23 protein-coding genes and 1 pseudogene are annotated in these 12,668 nt (G+C 68.9%); 3 read left to right on the forward strand and 21 right to left on the reverse strand.

All coding sequences use genetic code 11. The annotated features are described in order from the left end of the window. Positions 1-109: 109 nt before the first annotated feature. The 5 genes from ACIQ7D_RS17875 to ACIQ7D_RS17895 form a co-directional block, all read right to left on the reverse strand. On the reverse strand, positions 110-337 hold the full coding sequence (locus ACIQ7D_RS17875; RefSeq protein ID WP_403938518.1) for a hypothetical protein: 228 nt from the start codon (positions 335-337) through the stop codon (positions 110-112). 226 nt (positions 338-563) lie between these two features. Further along, complete coding sequence (locus ACIQ7D_RS17880; protein WP_403938519.1) at positions 564-725, reverse strand: hypothetical protein; 162 nt, start codon at positions 723-725, stop codon at positions 564-566. Positions 726-1,019: 294 nt separating this feature from the next. Further along, positions 1,020-1,271, reverse strand: coding sequence for a helix-turn-helix domain-containing protein (locus ACIQ7D_RS17885; RefSeq protein ID WP_403938520.1), 252 nt, complete (start codon positions 1,269-1,271; stop codon positions 1,020-1,022). A gap of 201 nt (positions 1,272-1,472) precedes the next feature. Next, complete coding sequence (locus ACIQ7D_RS17890; RefSeq protein WP_403938522.1) at positions 1,473-2,246, reverse strand: GntR family transcriptional regulator; 774 nt, start codon at positions 2,244-2,246, stop codon at positions 1,473-1,475. Positions 2,247-2,304: 58 nt separating this feature from the next. Beyond that, positions 2,305-2,724, reverse strand: coding sequence for a TIGR03668 family PPOX class F420-dependent oxidoreductase (locus ACIQ7D_RS17895; RefSeq protein WP_403938524.1), 420 nt, complete (start codon positions 2,722-2,724; stop codon positions 2,305-2,307). A gap of 115 nt (positions 2,725-2,839) precedes the next feature. On the opposite strand from ACIQ7D_RS17895, the gene ACIQ7D_RS17900 reads away from it, so the two are divergent. Together ACIQ7D_RS17900 and ACIQ7D_RS17905 are read left to right on the forward strand one after the other, a co-directional pair. Then, complete coding sequence (locus ACIQ7D_RS17900) at positions 2,840-3,394, forward strand: GntR family transcriptional regulator (protein WP_403938526.1); 555 nt, start codon at positions 2,840-2,842, stop codon at positions 3,392-3,394. A gap of 708 nt (positions 3,395-4,102) precedes the next feature. After that, positions 4,103-4,618, forward strand: coding sequence for a DUF6907 domain-containing protein (locus ACIQ7D_RS17905; RefSeq protein ID WP_403938528.1), 516 nt, complete (start codon positions 4,103-4,105; stop codon positions 4,616-4,618). Between the two features lie 640 nt (positions 4,619-5,258). Here the strand turns inward: ACIQ7D_RS17905 and ACIQ7D_RS17910 are convergent. After that, positions 5,259-5,852 carry a hypothetical protein gene (locus ACIQ7D_RS17910; protein ID WP_403938530.1) on the reverse strand — a complete coding sequence of 198 codons (594 nt, stop codon included), beginning with the start codon at positions 5,850-5,852 and terminating at the stop codon, positions 5,259-5,261. A gap of 122 nt (positions 5,853-5,974) precedes the next feature. Between ACIQ7D_RS17910 and ACIQ7D_RS17915 the strand changes: the two genes are divergently transcribed. Further along, positions 5,975-6,370 carry an XRE family transcriptional regulator gene (locus tag ACIQ7D_RS17915; RefSeq protein ID WP_403938532.1) on the forward strand — a complete coding sequence of 132 codons (396 nt, stop codon included), beginning with the start codon at positions 5,975-5,977 and terminating at the stop codon, positions 6,368-6,370. A 75-nt stretch (positions 6,371-6,445) separates the two neighbouring features. On the opposite strand, the gene ACIQ7D_RS17920 is transcribed toward ACIQ7D_RS17915, so the two are convergent. The 15 genes and pseudogenes from ACIQ7D_RS17920 to ACIQ7D_RS17990 form a co-directional block, all read right to left on the reverse strand. After that, positions 6,446-6,940, reverse strand: a complete 495-nt coding sequence (locus ACIQ7D_RS17920) for a hypothetical protein (RefSeq protein WP_403938533.1) — start codon at positions 6,938-6,940, stop codon at positions 6,446-6,448. Beyond that, positions 6,933-7,085 carry a hypothetical protein gene (locus ACIQ7D_RS17925; RefSeq protein WP_403938535.1) on the reverse strand — a complete coding sequence of 51 codons (153 nt, stop codon included), beginning with the start codon at positions 7,083-7,085 and terminating at the stop codon, positions 6,933-6,935. The genes ACIQ7D_RS17920 and ACIQ7D_RS17925 overlap by 8 nt, the downstream gene beginning before the upstream one ends. A 106-nt stretch (positions 7,086-7,191) precedes the next feature. Further along, positions 7,192-7,383, reverse strand: a complete 192-nt coding sequence (locus ACIQ7D_RS17930; RefSeq protein WP_403938537.1) for a hypothetical protein — start codon at positions 7,381-7,383, stop codon at positions 7,192-7,194. Between the two features lie 60 nt (positions 7,384-7,443). Beyond that, the gene (locus ACIQ7D_RS17935; RefSeq protein ID WP_403938539.1) at positions 7,444-8,046 is read right to left on the reverse strand and encodes a hypothetical protein; all 603 of its coding nucleotides are present in this window, start codon (positions 8,044-8,046) and stop codon (positions 7,444-7,446) included. Beyond that, a complete protein-coding gene (locus ACIQ7D_RS17940) occupies positions 8,043-8,378 on the reverse strand; it encodes a hypothetical protein (RefSeq protein ID WP_403938540.1) in 336 nt (111 codons plus the stop codon). Before ACIQ7D_RS17940 ends, ACIQ7D_RS17935 begins: the two co-directional genes overlap by 4 nt. Next, positions 8,375-8,763 (reverse strand): annotated as a pseudogene (locus tag ACIQ7D_RS17945) (hypothetical protein). The gene ACIQ7D_RS17940 and the pseudogene ACIQ7D_RS17945 overlap by 4 nt, the downstream one beginning before the upstream one ends. Before the next feature lie 138 nt (positions 8,764-8,901). Further along, on the reverse strand, positions 8,902-9,027 hold the full coding sequence (locus tag ACIQ7D_RS17950; RefSeq protein ID WP_403938542.1) for a hypothetical protein: 126 nt from the start codon (positions 9,025-9,027) through the stop codon (positions 8,902-8,904). A 32-nt stretch (positions 9,028-9,059) separates the two neighbouring features. Next, entirely contained in the window at positions 9,060-9,281 is a 222-nt protein-coding gene (locus tag ACIQ7D_RS17955; RefSeq protein WP_403938544.1) for a hypothetical protein, read from the reverse strand. Continuing rightward, the gene (locus ACIQ7D_RS17960) at positions 9,278-9,802 is read right to left on the reverse strand and encodes a hypothetical protein (RefSeq protein WP_403938546.1); all 525 of its coding nucleotides are present in this window, start codon (positions 9,800-9,802) and stop codon (positions 9,278-9,280) included. The genes ACIQ7D_RS17955 and ACIQ7D_RS17960 overlap by 4 nt, the downstream gene beginning before the upstream one ends. Next, positions 9,799-10,272, reverse strand: coding sequence for a hypothetical protein (locus ACIQ7D_RS17965; protein WP_403938547.1), 474 nt, complete (start codon positions 10,270-10,272; stop codon positions 9,799-9,801). The genes ACIQ7D_RS17960 and ACIQ7D_RS17965 overlap by 4 nt, the downstream gene beginning before the upstream one ends. Positions 10,273-10,274: 2 nt before the next feature. Beyond that, positions 10,275-10,850: a hypothetical protein gene (locus tag ACIQ7D_RS17970; RefSeq protein WP_403938549.1), complete on the reverse strand. Its 576-nt coding sequence runs from the start codon at positions 10,848-10,850 to the stop codon at positions 10,275-10,277. Between the two features lie 52 nt (positions 10,851-10,902). After that, the gene (locus ACIQ7D_RS17975) at positions 10,903-11,358 is read right to left on the reverse strand and encodes a DUF4326 domain-containing protein (protein WP_403938551.1); all 456 of its coding nucleotides are present in this window, start codon (positions 11,356-11,358) and stop codon (positions 10,903-10,905) included. A gap of 70 nt (positions 11,359-11,428) precedes the next feature. Next, entirely contained in the window at positions 11,429-11,827 is a 399-nt protein-coding gene (locus ACIQ7D_RS17980) for a hypothetical protein (protein WP_403938553.1), read from the reverse strand. Next, on the reverse strand, positions 11,824-12,276 hold the full coding sequence (locus ACIQ7D_RS17985) for a hypothetical protein (RefSeq protein ID WP_403938555.1): 453 nt from the start codon (positions 12,274-12,276) through the stop codon (positions 11,824-11,826). Before ACIQ7D_RS17985 ends, ACIQ7D_RS17980 begins: the two co-directional genes overlap by 4 nt. 23 nt (positions 12,277-12,299) lie before the next feature. After that, the gene (locus tag ACIQ7D_RS17990; protein ID WP_403938558.1) at positions 12,300-12,587 is read right to left on the reverse strand and encodes a hypothetical protein; all 288 of its coding nucleotides are present in this window, start codon (positions 12,585-12,587) and stop codon (positions 12,300-12,302) included. Positions 12,588-12,668: the final 81 nt, after the last annotated feature.

Below are 12,668 nucleotides of genomic sequence, written 5' to 3' on the forward strand. Positions count from 1 at the left end.
TCCGCGATGCTGGCCAGGTGCCGGTTGGTGTCCTGCTGCTGCTCGGCGAGGACGACCAGGGCGTGGGCGGTGGCCTCCTGCGGAGCGTTCTCGATGGGGAAGCCGTGCCTCAGGCGGCGGCCGGGTAGGCGGGGATGTCGAGCCCGTCGAGGACGGGCGTCTCGCCGGGGTGGGCGGCGTCGTAGTCGGCGGCGAGCGCTTCGATCCGGGCGATCTCCAGGACGTCCCACGCGTCGACGGCGAACAGGTACCGGGACTGAAGGTCGGCGCGGGTCTGACGGGCGGTCTCGTAGGCGTCGAGGTCGGCGGAGATGATGAGACGCAGGTACGGAGACATCGGTGGTCCTCTCGGGCATGACTGGTGGAGCCGACGACGTCGGCGGTGGGGAAGAGTGGGAGCCGGGCCCCGGGACGGGGGCATCCCCGAGGCCCGGCGGTTCAGGAGCAGGTACAGGCGGGGCAGGTCTGCGAAGGCGGGCCGGTGAACCAGATGCTGCACTGATTGCACTGCCAGTGGCCGGGCGCGGCACGCAGAACAGCGAGGAAAAGGCGGAGGATCAACGTCACCACCGCCGCTGGCGGGCGATCACGGGACGGACATCACGGCGCGTCACCGTGCTCAGCGGCGCCCGGCCACCACGCACCTGACGCAGCGCCTCGTCCTCCTGCGACGGGTGATCCCGACGCGGCTCGTCGGCCGGCGCGGCCGTCAGGGTCGCGGTCACGCCGCCACCGCCGTGAGGTTGGCCGGGTGCGGGCGAGCAGGGGTCTGAGTGGACTGCCGGCCGTCCCGCTCATGCGGAGGCGGACGCAACGGCAACGGCGGGCGAGGCTCGCCCCGCACAAACGAAGCAGCGACATGAGCGGCACGATCAGCCGCCGATAAGACGGAGGTGGCGGCGAGGGAAGAGGTAGCAGAGGTAGTGTTCACGTTGATCTCCCGGATTGCTTGCAGGCTTCGGGTGGTCAGGCCCCGGTCCACACGGCGTTCGTAGCGCCGGGCCGGGGTTCATGCGCTTCTAGGCGGCGGTCGGCTCAGCGACCGGAGCAACCACCGGACCGGTCAAGTACTCAGTGACGGCCGCGCGCGGAATCTTGGTGAGGGTTCGCCGAACCTGGCCACTCCCCCGACTCGTAGAGCGAAGTCGACCGGTCTTGATGGCGCGGTAGACCGTCGCCTGGTGGACGCCGATGAGAGCGGCCACCTCGGGGACGGTGAGGGAGTCCTGAAGGTCGTCGAGCACTGCATCGAGAGCGTCGCTGGGAGACATGCGTGGTCCTCCTTTTCGGGGCAGGGTTGAGGGAGTCAAAGCAACTTGGCTATCCAAGTTGCGACACCCCTGACGATAGAGGGGGACCACTTGGGTATGCAAGTGCCGCGACAGTTTCGCCTTCGAGCGAGCAGATCCGGGCAGCAAAAAGGCGCCCCCGCCGGAGAGCGGAGGCGCCAAGACGCGAGCGAGACGAGCGCGCTACACATCGATCACGTAGCGGAAGGCGTGCCGGTCGCAGGGGATGATCGAGTCAAGGACTTCCAGGGCATCCCCCGCAGAGTCGTAAGCGGTGCGGAAGACCCGAGCGACGGGAACTCCAGCAGGAATATCGAGCTGCTCCGCTTCATGCGGGTACGGCATGCGAATGTCGAGATCCTCGATGAACTGGACAATGCGCCGGCCGATCGGCCCATCCGGGGCTTCGATGTACGCATTGACCCCACCCTTGATCAACCTCGCTTCAGCGAGACGCGTGCCAGTCGCCATCGCCGAGTCGTAGTAGCAGTCGACGAGCTGCATGGGACTGCCGTCGGCAGTGAAGAGCAGCCGCCTCGCGATGACCGGCGCTCCAGGTTCAACACCCAGAAGGACGGCCACCCTCTCAGGGGCGGACGTCTCAACGACCTCCCTGATGGCCTGCTTGGGGCGTTGCCCTTGGGCCTCCGCCTCCGCGTTGAAGTTGGACTTTCCGGAGTGCCGTCGCGCCCGGTAGATGCTCCCCGTTTGGCGGAGGTTGACGTGCGGCCTCTCGCGAACGAAGGCACCTCTGCCCTGCTCCGAGGTGATGAGCCCTTCGGAGCGAAGCAGCGCGATCCCCTTCCGGACCGTCGTTCGCGTGACGCCGAAGCGGTCCTTCAGGCTGTTTTCTGACGGGATCTTGTCTCCAGGCGCGAGGTCGCCCCGAAGGATCTCCGCGCGCAGTTCATTGGCAACCCGCTTGAACGGGTGCTCTTGTGCCGGGTTCGGTGGCATCGCACTCCTGACTGAATGGGTACTCAAGTCAGCGTAAGTCTACGAGGCCAACTTGCACCTATTGCCGACGCGCCACCCATCCTGACCAGCGACTTACCTCAATCCTGATCACCGGTCCGCCGGGGCGCCGATCACGATACTGCTCGTACTTGTTCACCAGAGAGTCAACAAGTGCGTGTGCAAGTTCGTTCTCCAGGACTTGCGCGCGGCCATCCGCCCGCACCCACCAAAGCCGCTCCCAGTCTTCCTCGAAGTGATCAACTAGGAGCGTTACGGCCGGGTTCTCCCTGATGTTGGCAAGCCGCTTCAGGTTCGCGTGACGCTTGGGCTTGTGATCTACCGCGATCACGATCACGTCTCCCGTCAGCGCGAAGGTGGCCGGCACGATGTGCGGCTCGCCAAGCGCGTCAGCCGTGGCCAGCCGCAGGGATCGAGCCGAAGCGAATCGAGCGCGGCATTCGTCAGCAGTCATCGCCATACGGGGCACGCTACCCGAGCCTCGATTGCTTCAGTCGCAGCACTTGCATAGCCATGCCGACCAAGCTAGCGTTCAACAGGTCACCAACTTGCATATCCAAGTGAGAGAGGTGTCAATGGCCGACGCCAACCCCGGCGAGCGCACCGCGCTCTACCGCCTCTACGATGCTGACGACCGACTGCTCTACGTCGGCATCTCTCGAACCCCGGAAGACCGCTGGAAGCGTCACGACCTCTTCAAGTGGTGGTGGCCCAAGGTGGCACGCAAGACCGCCACGTGGCTCCCGAACTGGGCGGATGCGCTCAAGGCGGAAGCCGCAGCGATCCGCGAGGAGAAGCCTCGCTTCAACGGCACCCACAACTATCCGGTGACCCCGTTCGCCCCCGACGAATGGCCACAAATCACAGGCGGACGCGGCAAGGTGGCCGCCCTCGCCGACCTGATGCGGGCCAAGGTCGAGTCCGGCGCCTGGCCGGTCGGGGCGAAGATCCCCAAGCGCGAGGCCATCGCCGAAGCCGTCGGCGTGAGCGAGAGCACGGCGGCAGCGGCGTACCGCATCCTCCAGAGCGAGGGGCATCTGCAATTTCTGCATGGAGCCGGAACCTTCGTCAGAAGCGCCGAACCAATCAGGCTCCCCAACAGGAAACTGGGGCCGCAACAAGCCCCCTAGGACATCAAGCGACCGATGCCGCCAGTCACTTCAAGCCCATCTCGTCCCGACCTCCCGGTGAGCGGATCTTACCGGGTTTGGCAAGTCGCCGATCACCGCTGGTGGTCGGGCGTTGCATGGACGGCCCGGTTCCTGCCCCGTTCGAATGCTCGGTAGTGCGTCAGGCTCTAGCGTTCGTGATCCACCAGCGATCGGTCGGGCGACATACAGGCCCCACCGACGCGCTTCGGGATTCTGTGCCAGCATCCAGGGCAGTGTCACCGGCCAGCGCGTCATCACGTGGCTGGCCAGGGGAAGATCTCTGTGCGGGAGCTGGCGGGGAGGCAGGGGTGAGTTCAGGCCAAGAATTCCAGTCCAATCAGGTCCAAACAAATCCAATTAAGCAACAACGCGCGTCTCCCTCGGCAGGGAAACCGGGAGGTCAAACACCCTCAGCACAAGCACTAATGTACTCTGACCTGCGCGTTTCGTTAACGGATAAGGGTCGTTACAAAGCCATCAGATGGGCCGGATTCGCACTCTCGTACCCGGCGCCGCCTGTGGCTCGAATAGCGTTCATCCCCTGCCGGTCAGCCAGCTTCACAAGACCCCCGGGGTCTCATCACCCCCGGGACGCAGGAAGGCCCAGGCGGTCATCATCCGCCTGGGCCGTGACCAGCAGCATCACCCGCTGATCGGTGAGATCAGTCCCAACCAAAGGAGTTCTCAATGAGCACCTTACTGCCCGAGCCGACTCCGGTCCCGACTCCCGCCACCATCCCGTCGCAGCCCTCGGCGCCTCTCTCCCCCGCCGCGCCGCCCTGTTCCCCCGCCGCCCCGCTCCCGCGCACGTGGCTGCGGCGGATCGCGTCTGGCGGCCAGATCGTGGAGTCCTGTCCTCCGGTTTGCACCGACCGCCATGAGGCTGACCTGGTTGGCGCCCTGGATGATCTCCAGCACGGTATGCACTTCGACGGGGTGAACGTCGAGGTCTACGACTCGTACTACGGCACTGCTGACTGGCCGCTGTTGTCGGGCCGGATCAACATCGACCCGTACAGCGAGGATGCGCGTCGGCGGGTCCCGCATGTCGACCTCCACGTGTTCGTGGACCAGATCGCGGAGACGCTGGATCTGGATGGTCTGGCGGCGGTGATCGCGTCGGTGCGGGCGCAGTGCGATGTCCTCGATGGCGTGCATGCGCAGCTCGCGCAGGCAGTTGGGGAGCACGGCCGGACGGCCTGACCGCTCCTGCGGCACATCACGGCCGGGCAGCCCACGCTGCCCGGCCGTTTCCAGATCTGCGGGCCCGGCCCGCACTACCCGTAGGAGAGTTCTGTGCTGGTCGTGTCCGCGTACCGCTGGGCGGATGGAGGTGAGCGGTGGGAGTCCGCCTGATCGTTGAGGTGCTCGATCACTGGCAGGACGCTGCCCTGAAGGCGGGCTGGGAGGAGCAGGACTTGAAGAGCTACCTCGATCTCGGGGGTGCGGCAGTGAATTCGGCTGCGGCCGTGTACGTCCACCGGCTGGGCGCGGGCGAACTCCCCGACCCGGCGGCCTACCGGGAGGCCGCATCACGGCCCTGGAGGGCACTGACGGCGTCGCGGACGGGTGGACGGCACTCTCCCGCCGGTTCGGTTCCCATAGGCCATACAGGGACGACACGTGGGGCCGTCTGGCGGATGCCGCCCGGGCCGGCCGACCCCCGGAGGGTGCCGAGCGGGTGCCGTGGTGCCGGGATCCTAGCTGCGATGAGGTGACCCGGACCCGCCATGGAGGCGGCGACGTGGCGTCGGAACCGACGTACTGCACCGGCTGCCATCCGGCGATGCGGTTCTGAGGCGAGAGGCAGTTGGGGGCGTGCACTCCGGGGGCTGGCTCACGGTCAGGGGATCGGTAGGGGTTCGTGGTGGTGCCAGACGAGGTACCGGTCTTCTTGGCGGAGTTCTGCGGTGCCCCATTCGAGTCTCATAACCCCGCGGTCCATCGAGCAGGCGTAGGCGATGAGGATCAGCCCGAGGTCCGTAGGAAGACGTTCGAGGTCTCGGTGGATCTCACGCTCTGGGGGTTCGTCGAGGCCGAGGTCGAGGGTGCCTTGGATGGAGTCGGGGCCGTGGCGCCGGATGAGGTCGGCGCGGAGCCCGACGGCTTTCCGGAGGCGGGCTTCGGTGACGGGCACATCGCGCTTGGCGTAGCGGATCGGGTAGAGGGCGTGCTCGGCGATGACCACCACGGTGCGCCCCTGGAGGCGGACCGTGGTCGCCCCGGCTGTGTTCTCCAGGCCGGCGGCGAGTTCCTCGTACTGGGCGGCGTACAGGCCGTGTCCGTAGGCTTCGAGGGTTTGGGTGTGGACGCCTTGCTGGCCGTTCCGTGCCCGGTCGTGGGCTCTGGCGAGGCAGGCTGGGATGGTGTGGACGAGTGTGTCGGCGGTGTCCCCGAACGTCTTCCGCGCCCATGGTGTCGGCGGTGTTCTGCTCAACTGCCCTACCCCCAGTCGTCGGCGCCGTTCAGCGTCGGCCCAACGTGGGGTGGGGACGACGCGGTGCACAAGTGCGCATGGGGGCGCACGCGGTCCTCTGGGTAACAGGCAGGATGGCCGTTATGACGAGCGACCCGGAGCGCACGGAGTTGAGTGATCTGGTGCGGGAGCGGCGGACGGAGCTGGGGTTGAGCCTTCGCGCCTTGGCTGGCCGCTGTATCGATCCGGAGAGCGCGGGCGAGCCGTTGTGGAAGTACGCGGTCCTCAACCGGCTGGAGCGCCGACTGCCTGTGATTCCGCCTCGGTTGCCTGAGTTGCGCGCCCTTGCCGCCGGGCTGGATCTTCCGGTAGAGGTGCTACAGGGCGCAGCCGGCTCGCAGTTCATGGGCATCCAACCCCCTTGGGGTTCGAGTCGGGAGATGCGCAGCCTGGTCACGGACTACCTGGCGCTGAGCCCCGAGAGCCGGGACCGGCTGCGGTCGATCGTCCGGTTGTGGGCGGCGGACCGCCCGGCATGACTCCCAGCAAGTCGCGACCGCCCGCCTGATGCCAGGCGGCCGGTGCGGGGCCAGTTCGGGCAGGTCTGCTGTGGGTCAGCCTGGGCTGGTGGTGATGTCGAGTCGCGTGCTGTCGCCGTACTCGGCGGCCACCATGTCGGCGATCGTCTGCACCCACTGGCTGGCGTTCTCGGGTGTCGGGGCGTCCACGGTGATTGTGACGGTGGCCCGGCGGGGCGAGACGCCGACCTCCCTGTGCTGGTTGAGCGGGGTGCCGGTGTCGGCGTGCGCCCGGTAGCGGTCCAGCAGGTTGTCGAGGGTGCTCCACTGACCGCGGTCGTCGTCGCGGTGCGCGTCTCGCTGGGCCTCCAGCCACGTGTCGAGGGCGTCACCGCGGCGCGGCAGGACGGCCGCCTCGACCGCGGCGCCCACCCGGTGGCAGTCGCAGCGACAGGGCGCGGCACAGAACTTGCAGACCGCCGGGGTCTTCGTCCCTGCCTGCCCGGTCGCGCCCTGGCAGTAGGCGTGCTCGCCGTGGAGGCAGCCGGTGGACAGGTAGTCGAGGACGGTCGGCTCGCTCCGGTCAGGCACAGTCGGTCTCCTTGCTGGCGAGGGTGATGAGTCCGCGTCGCCGGGCCGTATCGACGGCGGCGGCACGTCGTTCGTCCCGGGGCACCCAGGTCACGTCGAGCCGCAGGTACGCCTCGGCAAGCCGGGCCGCGACCTGGGCCCGCATCGTTCCGAGCCGAGCCGAGCCGCGACGACCGCCAAGGGTGCGCCGTCGGCCGCCGCGGTGAGAACGGCGGCTTGGCGCGGGGTGAGCGGCATCCGTGCGGGCCCGGTCACGGCCGGCCCCCGGTGATGCGCGCCGCAGCCTTGGCTTCCCGAAGCCCGGCGATCACGGCGTCGACGTGGTCGAGGGGGATGTGGACGCAGCCGCTGGTGCCGAGGTGGACGACGGGCGTTCCGTCGTCGCGTTCAGCAGGTGCGATGTGGAGGCTGTCGCCGTCGGGGTCGGTCAGGTGGATGGTCACGGTGGTCTCCGGCGGGTGGGGCCGCCCGGCATACGGCCGGGCGGCGGCTGGTCAGGGTGGCTATGCGCCGCGTCCGAGCCGGGAGAACGTGCTCTGCTGGACAGGAACGGGACGGACGTTCTCCGGGCCGTTGAGGCGCTGGCGGATCCACTCGGCGTCGGACTCGGCCACATGCGCGCCTGCCGACCGGGCCACGATGATCTGCGTCGGCTGCCCGTCTCCGTCCCGGTCGTCGCTGACGTGGGCGTGCCACGGCTGGGAGCCGCCGTCGGGCAGGGTGTGGCCGTCGGGGCAGTGCGGGCAGTTCATGTCGGGCGCGGGCGGCTCTGGGTCGTCCCAGACGATGACGGTGTGGCCGCCGTGTCCGTGGACGGCTTCGGCGTCTTCGATGCGGTCCCAGTTGACGGTGGACGCACGTGCACTTCCGGTGTGCGACGTACTTGCTGTAGGGCTGTTCGCATTTGAAGCAGCCGGTGCCCTCCAGCGTGAGGAGGTTCTCGTGGTCAGAAGGCCGGTGCCGGGGGGGGCTTCGCCCTGGTTCATGCGCCGAATGGCGGCGTCGCTGACCTTGTACATAGCGAGGATGACCCAGAGGTGTTCGCCTCGCCCGGGGTCGACCAGAGTGGCGCTGATCTTGCTCTGGGGTACGGGGGTTGCGGTCATCGCTGCACCTCTCGGTCGGGGTCGACGCGGTCGGCCCACGCGGCGAGCTGTTCGGCCAAGAACCGGGCCTGTGCGGGGTCGAGGAGGGCACACGGGTCGTCGCCGGGTACGTCCAGGGAGAGCCGGAGCCACGGCCACGGTGGGCCGTCCGGGGGCTGGTCGTCGCGGTGATCGGCGGTGATGTGGGAGGGGATGACGGCCAGGCCGATAGCGCTGTCGCGCGGGTCGTCGTGGGCGGGGGTGAGGTGGCTGCCCCTGTACGTCCAGAGCTTTCCGAGGTGGTCGGGGTCGCCTTCGGCGCCGATTCCCGGGATGCTGGCGTAGATACTCACGACGCCTCCGGTACCGTCAGGTCGGGGTCGACCTCGGGGTGCGTGAACCGGACCCGCATGCCGAGGCCGCGCGCGTACTCGATCTCCGCCGTGGTGCTGTCGCCGATGTAGTCCCCGACGACCAGGACCTCGTCGGCCAGGCGGATCTTCGCTCGGTGCAGCATGTCCAGGCGGATCTTCAGCGCTTCGGCTGCGACCGGGCCAGCCCACAGGGGGTGCTCAGTCTTCATGTTGACGCCGGGCCGGACAACGATCCGGCCGGCCGCGGTCTCTTCCAGGTCGGCGCGGCCATCTCGGCCATGAAGCGGGTACTGCCGCAGATGCAGACGATCGTCGGGATGCTCAGCCGCTCCTTCGCGGTGGCGAGCATCTCCGCCGGGGACATGAGGCTGGGGTAGGACACGGGGTCTCCTTCGGGCGAGTGGTGGGTGGCCGCCCCGGGGTGGGGCGGCCACGGCAGGGGCGTCAGGCGGCGGGGGCGACCCTCGGCGCACAGGCCAGGGCAGGACGACACCGGCCACGGTCACGAGACGGGGGTCCGTTCAGCGAGTAGCAGGAAGAGGTCTCGGGCCCGGTCGGTCCAGAGGTCGGCCATGCGCTGGGCTCGCTCGTACTGGGTGCGGATGGCGTCGGCGCTGGCATTGGCCACGAAGTCCGGGTCAAGGGTATCCGGCTGTTGTGTCACTTCAGCTCCTTGGTGGTCTGGGTGCGGTAGGTGTGGAGCGCGCCTCGCGGGTGGGTGGCGACGAACAGAGCGGCGTCGATGCGGTTCTTGGCGAGCCACCAGCGGCCGTCGTCCCGCATCCGGTAGTCCGCCCAGCGGGTGAGCCGCATCCACGGGCGCCAGCGGCCGAGCCCGTACCCGGCGGCGAGCGCGGCCAGCGCGACGGCGACGGCGGTCATCGCGGGGGCTCCTCGGCGAGGTGGGCGGCGTAGGCGGTTTCGGCGAACCGCCAGCCTGCGGCGGTGTGCCGCTTCGGCCGCCACGGCGTCGGGGCGAAGAGGGTGTCCAGCTCGCCGTCGCCTCGGTCGAGGAGGAGCCCGACGCCCCAGAAGCCGTACTCGATCAGCGTCTCGGGCAGCTTCGGCCGCCGCCGGACGATGACCTGTCGGGCAGCGAACGGTGCGAACCGTGACGCCGAGCACAGGGCCGTCGCCGACCGAACCGTCGCGATAGCCACCCGGCACGGGCGGACAGCGATCCGCGTCACTGTGCAGTCCCCTGCGAGGGAACGAGGCACGGTCACGTCGAGCGCCCCGGCCGGAGCGCGACGGACCAGGCCCTGCTGCCACACGGTCAGGTTCTGGTACGGGACCGGCATCCCGACAGGCAGGGCCATCAGCAGGTCAAGGACGTCCGGGTTGTCGAGGGTGAGTTCGGCGCCCCGGTAGCCGGGGAGACGGGAGAGGGTCACGGCGGTCATCGCTGCGCCTCCGTCGCCTGCACGGTGTCGACGATCACGCGGGTGGTGCGCCGGGCGATCCTGAACTCGACATCCGGGTGCATCCGTCGCCGCGCAGTCAGCCGCTCGACGACGAAGCCCGGATCGGTGGAAGTGCTGCTGCACTGCTCCCAGGTGCCGTCGGGCTGCTGGCCCTGGACGAAGTACTCGACGGTCTGACGCCGGTCCTCGAACTCGGCGTTCACCGTCGGGTACAGGTCCGCAAACACGAAGCACGCCTTGATGACCAGGGCCATCGTCTGCGAGTCCTTCGGCGCGCCTTCGCTACGGTCGCGCATGAGGCCCTGAACGTAGCCCATGACGGCCGCGTCGTGGACGAGGCCGCGTTCGTAGTCGGTGAGACTGTCGAGGAAGGCAGTGACGCGATCGGTGCGCTGCTGCTCGCGGTCGGCGAGGTAAGCGGCCAACGGTTCAGGAAGTTCGGCGGCCATGGTCACGCCTCCGTCTCGGGCGCGGCCGGGACAGCAGGTCCGGCGAGGAACAGGTGCTCACCGTCGGCGGACCGGCAGTACGCCTCGGGGTGTCCGGCGTCTCGGGCGCAGGGCCGGTAGTAGACGCCGCTGACGCCCCGGGTCCTACCGCAGCGCCGGGGCTCCGGCTCGGGCTCGGCAGGCCCCGCCAAGTCCTCGCGGAGCACGGCGGCGTGCTCCGGGTCCAGCTCCAGCCAGTACGGCTCACGGTCCGGCCCGGAAAGCAGGACGATCACGCTGTCGTCGTCGCCCCACAGGACATCGTTCAGACTCCAGCGCAGAGGTGTGGGATTGTCGGCCGCCGCGATGTCGGGCTCGGCGCCCAAGAACTCGGCGAGGGCACGGCCGCCAGCACCGGATGCGGCGTCCTTCTTTGTGATCTGGTCGAACAGGAACTTCCGCTGGTGCTGGAGTCGGCGGATCTCGGCGAGCATCGCGGCGGCTATGCCGGGCGCGGCGGTGGCAGCCCCGACGGGCGTGGTGCGCTGGATGAGCGCCTCGTACTCGGCGAGCTGTTGGACGGTCAGGCGGCTGGTCACGGTGATCTCCTGGGTGCGGTGGGCGATGGGGGGCACGGGCGTCGATCCGGCATCAGTTCGCAATGAACCCGGGCCAATCAAGTTCGGCGTATGCGATCCGGCGGGTAGGGGGGTTCGCCAGGGCCAGTAGAACCGCTGCATGGCAGTGGTCCGGCTGACCGGGTTCCGGGAGCGGGCAGGTGCAGGCGAGGTCTTTGCCGCGCAGCAGGTGGAGGTTGTTGAGGACGCGGCGCCGGTCGAAGACCTGCTTGCCGATGCGGTATGTCTGCTCGTACCAGCCGCCCGCCGGGCCGACGCGCAGCCACTCGCCGTAGTTGACGGCGCAGGCGCTGTACGGGTCACCCATGTCGGCGTCGATGGCCTGCTGAAGAGTGAACGGGTTCCCGAAGCGGGACGGACGGCTGACGATCACGGCGCCGAGTGGGTTGGTGCTGGCAGCATCGAGCCGCCATCCCTTGGTGCGGCGACGCTGAATACGGCGGGGCTGGACGGCGAGCAGTGTGGTCACGGGTTCCTCCTGGTGGTGGGTACGGTGAATGGGCGCCCGCCGGATAGCCCCCGGCGGGCGCACTTGGTAATCACGGGGCGGAGCGGTCTTCCCAGTCCGCGAGCTGCCGGTCGAAAGCGAGACGATCCGCCCACAGGGCCGGCCATTCAGGAACGTCAGAGCCGGACCGGCCATCGAGAGCAGCCCGCACGGGAGCAACCAGCTCGGCAGGAGCGGCCATCAGCGGCAGACCCAAATCCTCCGGGCCGTCACCTCGGTCGGGCCGATCCAACGACCAGCCCCAAACATGCCGCCAGGCCAACCGCAGGCCCGAGTCCCACGTGAGGACGATGGACAAGTCGTGGCAGGTGGTGTTCGTCAGAGTGGTCACGGATTCCGTGACGGACACTGCGGTCTCGTCGGGGGCCAGCCCGGCTGTCGCCAGGGCGGTGTGGACGGCGGTGGCGTAGGCGGCCTGTGGGAGGGTCACGCCTCCTCCCACACGGTGATCGCCGCGGTGAGGCCGCGGGCCGAGGTCCACTGGCCGGGGCGCCGCTTCACCGCGCGGCCGGTGATGGCCAGTTCGTGGCCGGCCGCCGCCACCTGGAGCGGGTTGGCGTAGCCGTCGACCGGCAGGACCTCCGGGGTGCTGTTGCCGCCATCGCGGAGTTGCTTCGCCCACAGCCATACCGGGCCGCGGTCGGCCTCGCCGTCCTCGCGGCCGGGGTGCCACTCCCAGATCAGGAGCAGGCCGTTCGGCCACAGTGCGGGGTCGATACCGGAGTCCTCGGAGGTGAGGGTGAGCGTGGCGTTGAGGTAGTGGTGGAGGCCTCGGGTGTCGGCGTCGGATGTCCAGTGGTGGGCGGCATCCATGCCGACCGCGGCAAGCGCGTCGCCGACGGCGGTGATGTAGGGGTCGTGGGGAAGCTGGTCGGTCACGGTCTTCTCCTTCGGTGGGGTGATCACGGGGTGGGGGTGGCGTAGCCGACGGCGAAGGCCACCTTCTGTGCTGCGTTCACGTCGAGACAGGGCCAGTCCTCGCCGTCGCGGAAGCACGTCCGGCCGTCGTCGTCCGGGCCGTGGACAAGCGCGGTGTCATGCAGCCAAAGAGCCAGCGCACCGGCCTCGTAGGAGTCGCGCTTCCGCAGCACGTCGGCGGCGGCACGCAGTTCATCAAGAGGGCTGGTGGGGCCGATCTGCGCGGGCGGTGCAGCAAATGCGGCTTCGAGCGGATCGTTTTCGGTACTCACCAGGTCTTCTCCTTCAGGTTTCCCCGCCCACACGGGCGGAAGGTTTCTGGGGGTTTGCGGTACTTCATCCTCCCACCAACA

Origin of the sequence: Streptomyces sp. NPDC096310, assembly GCF_044763125.1 — a bacterium.
Lineage (GTDB): Bacteria > Actinomycetota > Actinomycetes > Streptomycetales > Streptomycetaceae > Streptomyces.

What these genes read in the sequence shown, in the direction of transcription:
- ACIQ7D_RS17875 (WP_403938518.1), bottom strand. Translation starts at nt 337, where the DNA reads ATGTCTCCGTACCTGCGTCTCATCATCTCCGCCGACCTCGACGCCTAC.
- ACIQ7D_RS17885 (WP_403938520.1), bottom strand. Translation starts at nt 1,271, where the DNA reads ATGTCTCCCAGCGACGCTCTCGATGCAGTGCTCGACGACCTTCAGGAC.
- ACIQ7D_RS17890 (WP_403938522.1), bottom strand. Translation starts at nt 2,246, where the DNA reads ATGCCACCGAACCCGGCACAAGAGCACCCGTTCAAGCGGGTTGCCAAT.
- ACIQ7D_RS17895 (WP_403938524.1), bottom strand. Translation starts at nt 2,724, where the DNA reads ATGGCGATGACTGCTGACGAATGCCGCGCTCGATTCGCTTCGGCTCGA.
- ACIQ7D_RS17900 (WP_403938526.1), top strand. Translation starts at nt 2,840, where the DNA reads ATGGCCGACGCCAACCCCGGCGAGCGCACCGCGCTCTACCGCCTCTAC.
- ACIQ7D_RS17905 (WP_403938528.1), top strand. Translation starts at nt 4,103, where the DNA reads ATGAGCACCTTACTGCCCGAGCCGACTCCGGTCCCGACTCCCGCCACC.
- ACIQ7D_RS17915 (WP_403938532.1), top strand. Translation starts at nt 5,975, where the DNA reads ATGACGAGCGACCCGGAGCGCACGGAGTTGAGTGATCTGGTGCGGGAG.
- ACIQ7D_RS17925 (WP_403938535.1), bottom strand. Translation starts at nt 7,085, where the DNA reads ATGCGGGCCCAGGTCGCGGCCCGGCTTGCCGAGGCGTACCTGCGGCTC.
- ACIQ7D_RS17935 (WP_403938539.1), bottom strand. Translation starts at nt 8,046, where the DNA reads ATGACCGCAACCCCCGTACCCCAGAGCAAGATCAGCGCCACTCTGGTC.
- ACIQ7D_RS17955 (WP_403938544.1), bottom strand. Translation starts at nt 9,281, where the DNA reads ATGACCGCCGTCGCCGTCGCGCTGGCCGCGCTCGCCGCCGGGTACGGG.
- ACIQ7D_RS17960 (WP_403938546.1), bottom strand. Translation starts at nt 9,802, where the DNA reads ATGACCGCCGTGACCCTCTCCCGTCTCCCCGGCTACCGGGGCGCCGAA.
- ACIQ7D_RS17965 (WP_403938547.1), bottom strand. Translation starts at nt 10,272, where the DNA reads ATGGCCGCCGAACTTCCTGAACCGTTGGCCGCTTACCTCGCCGACCGC.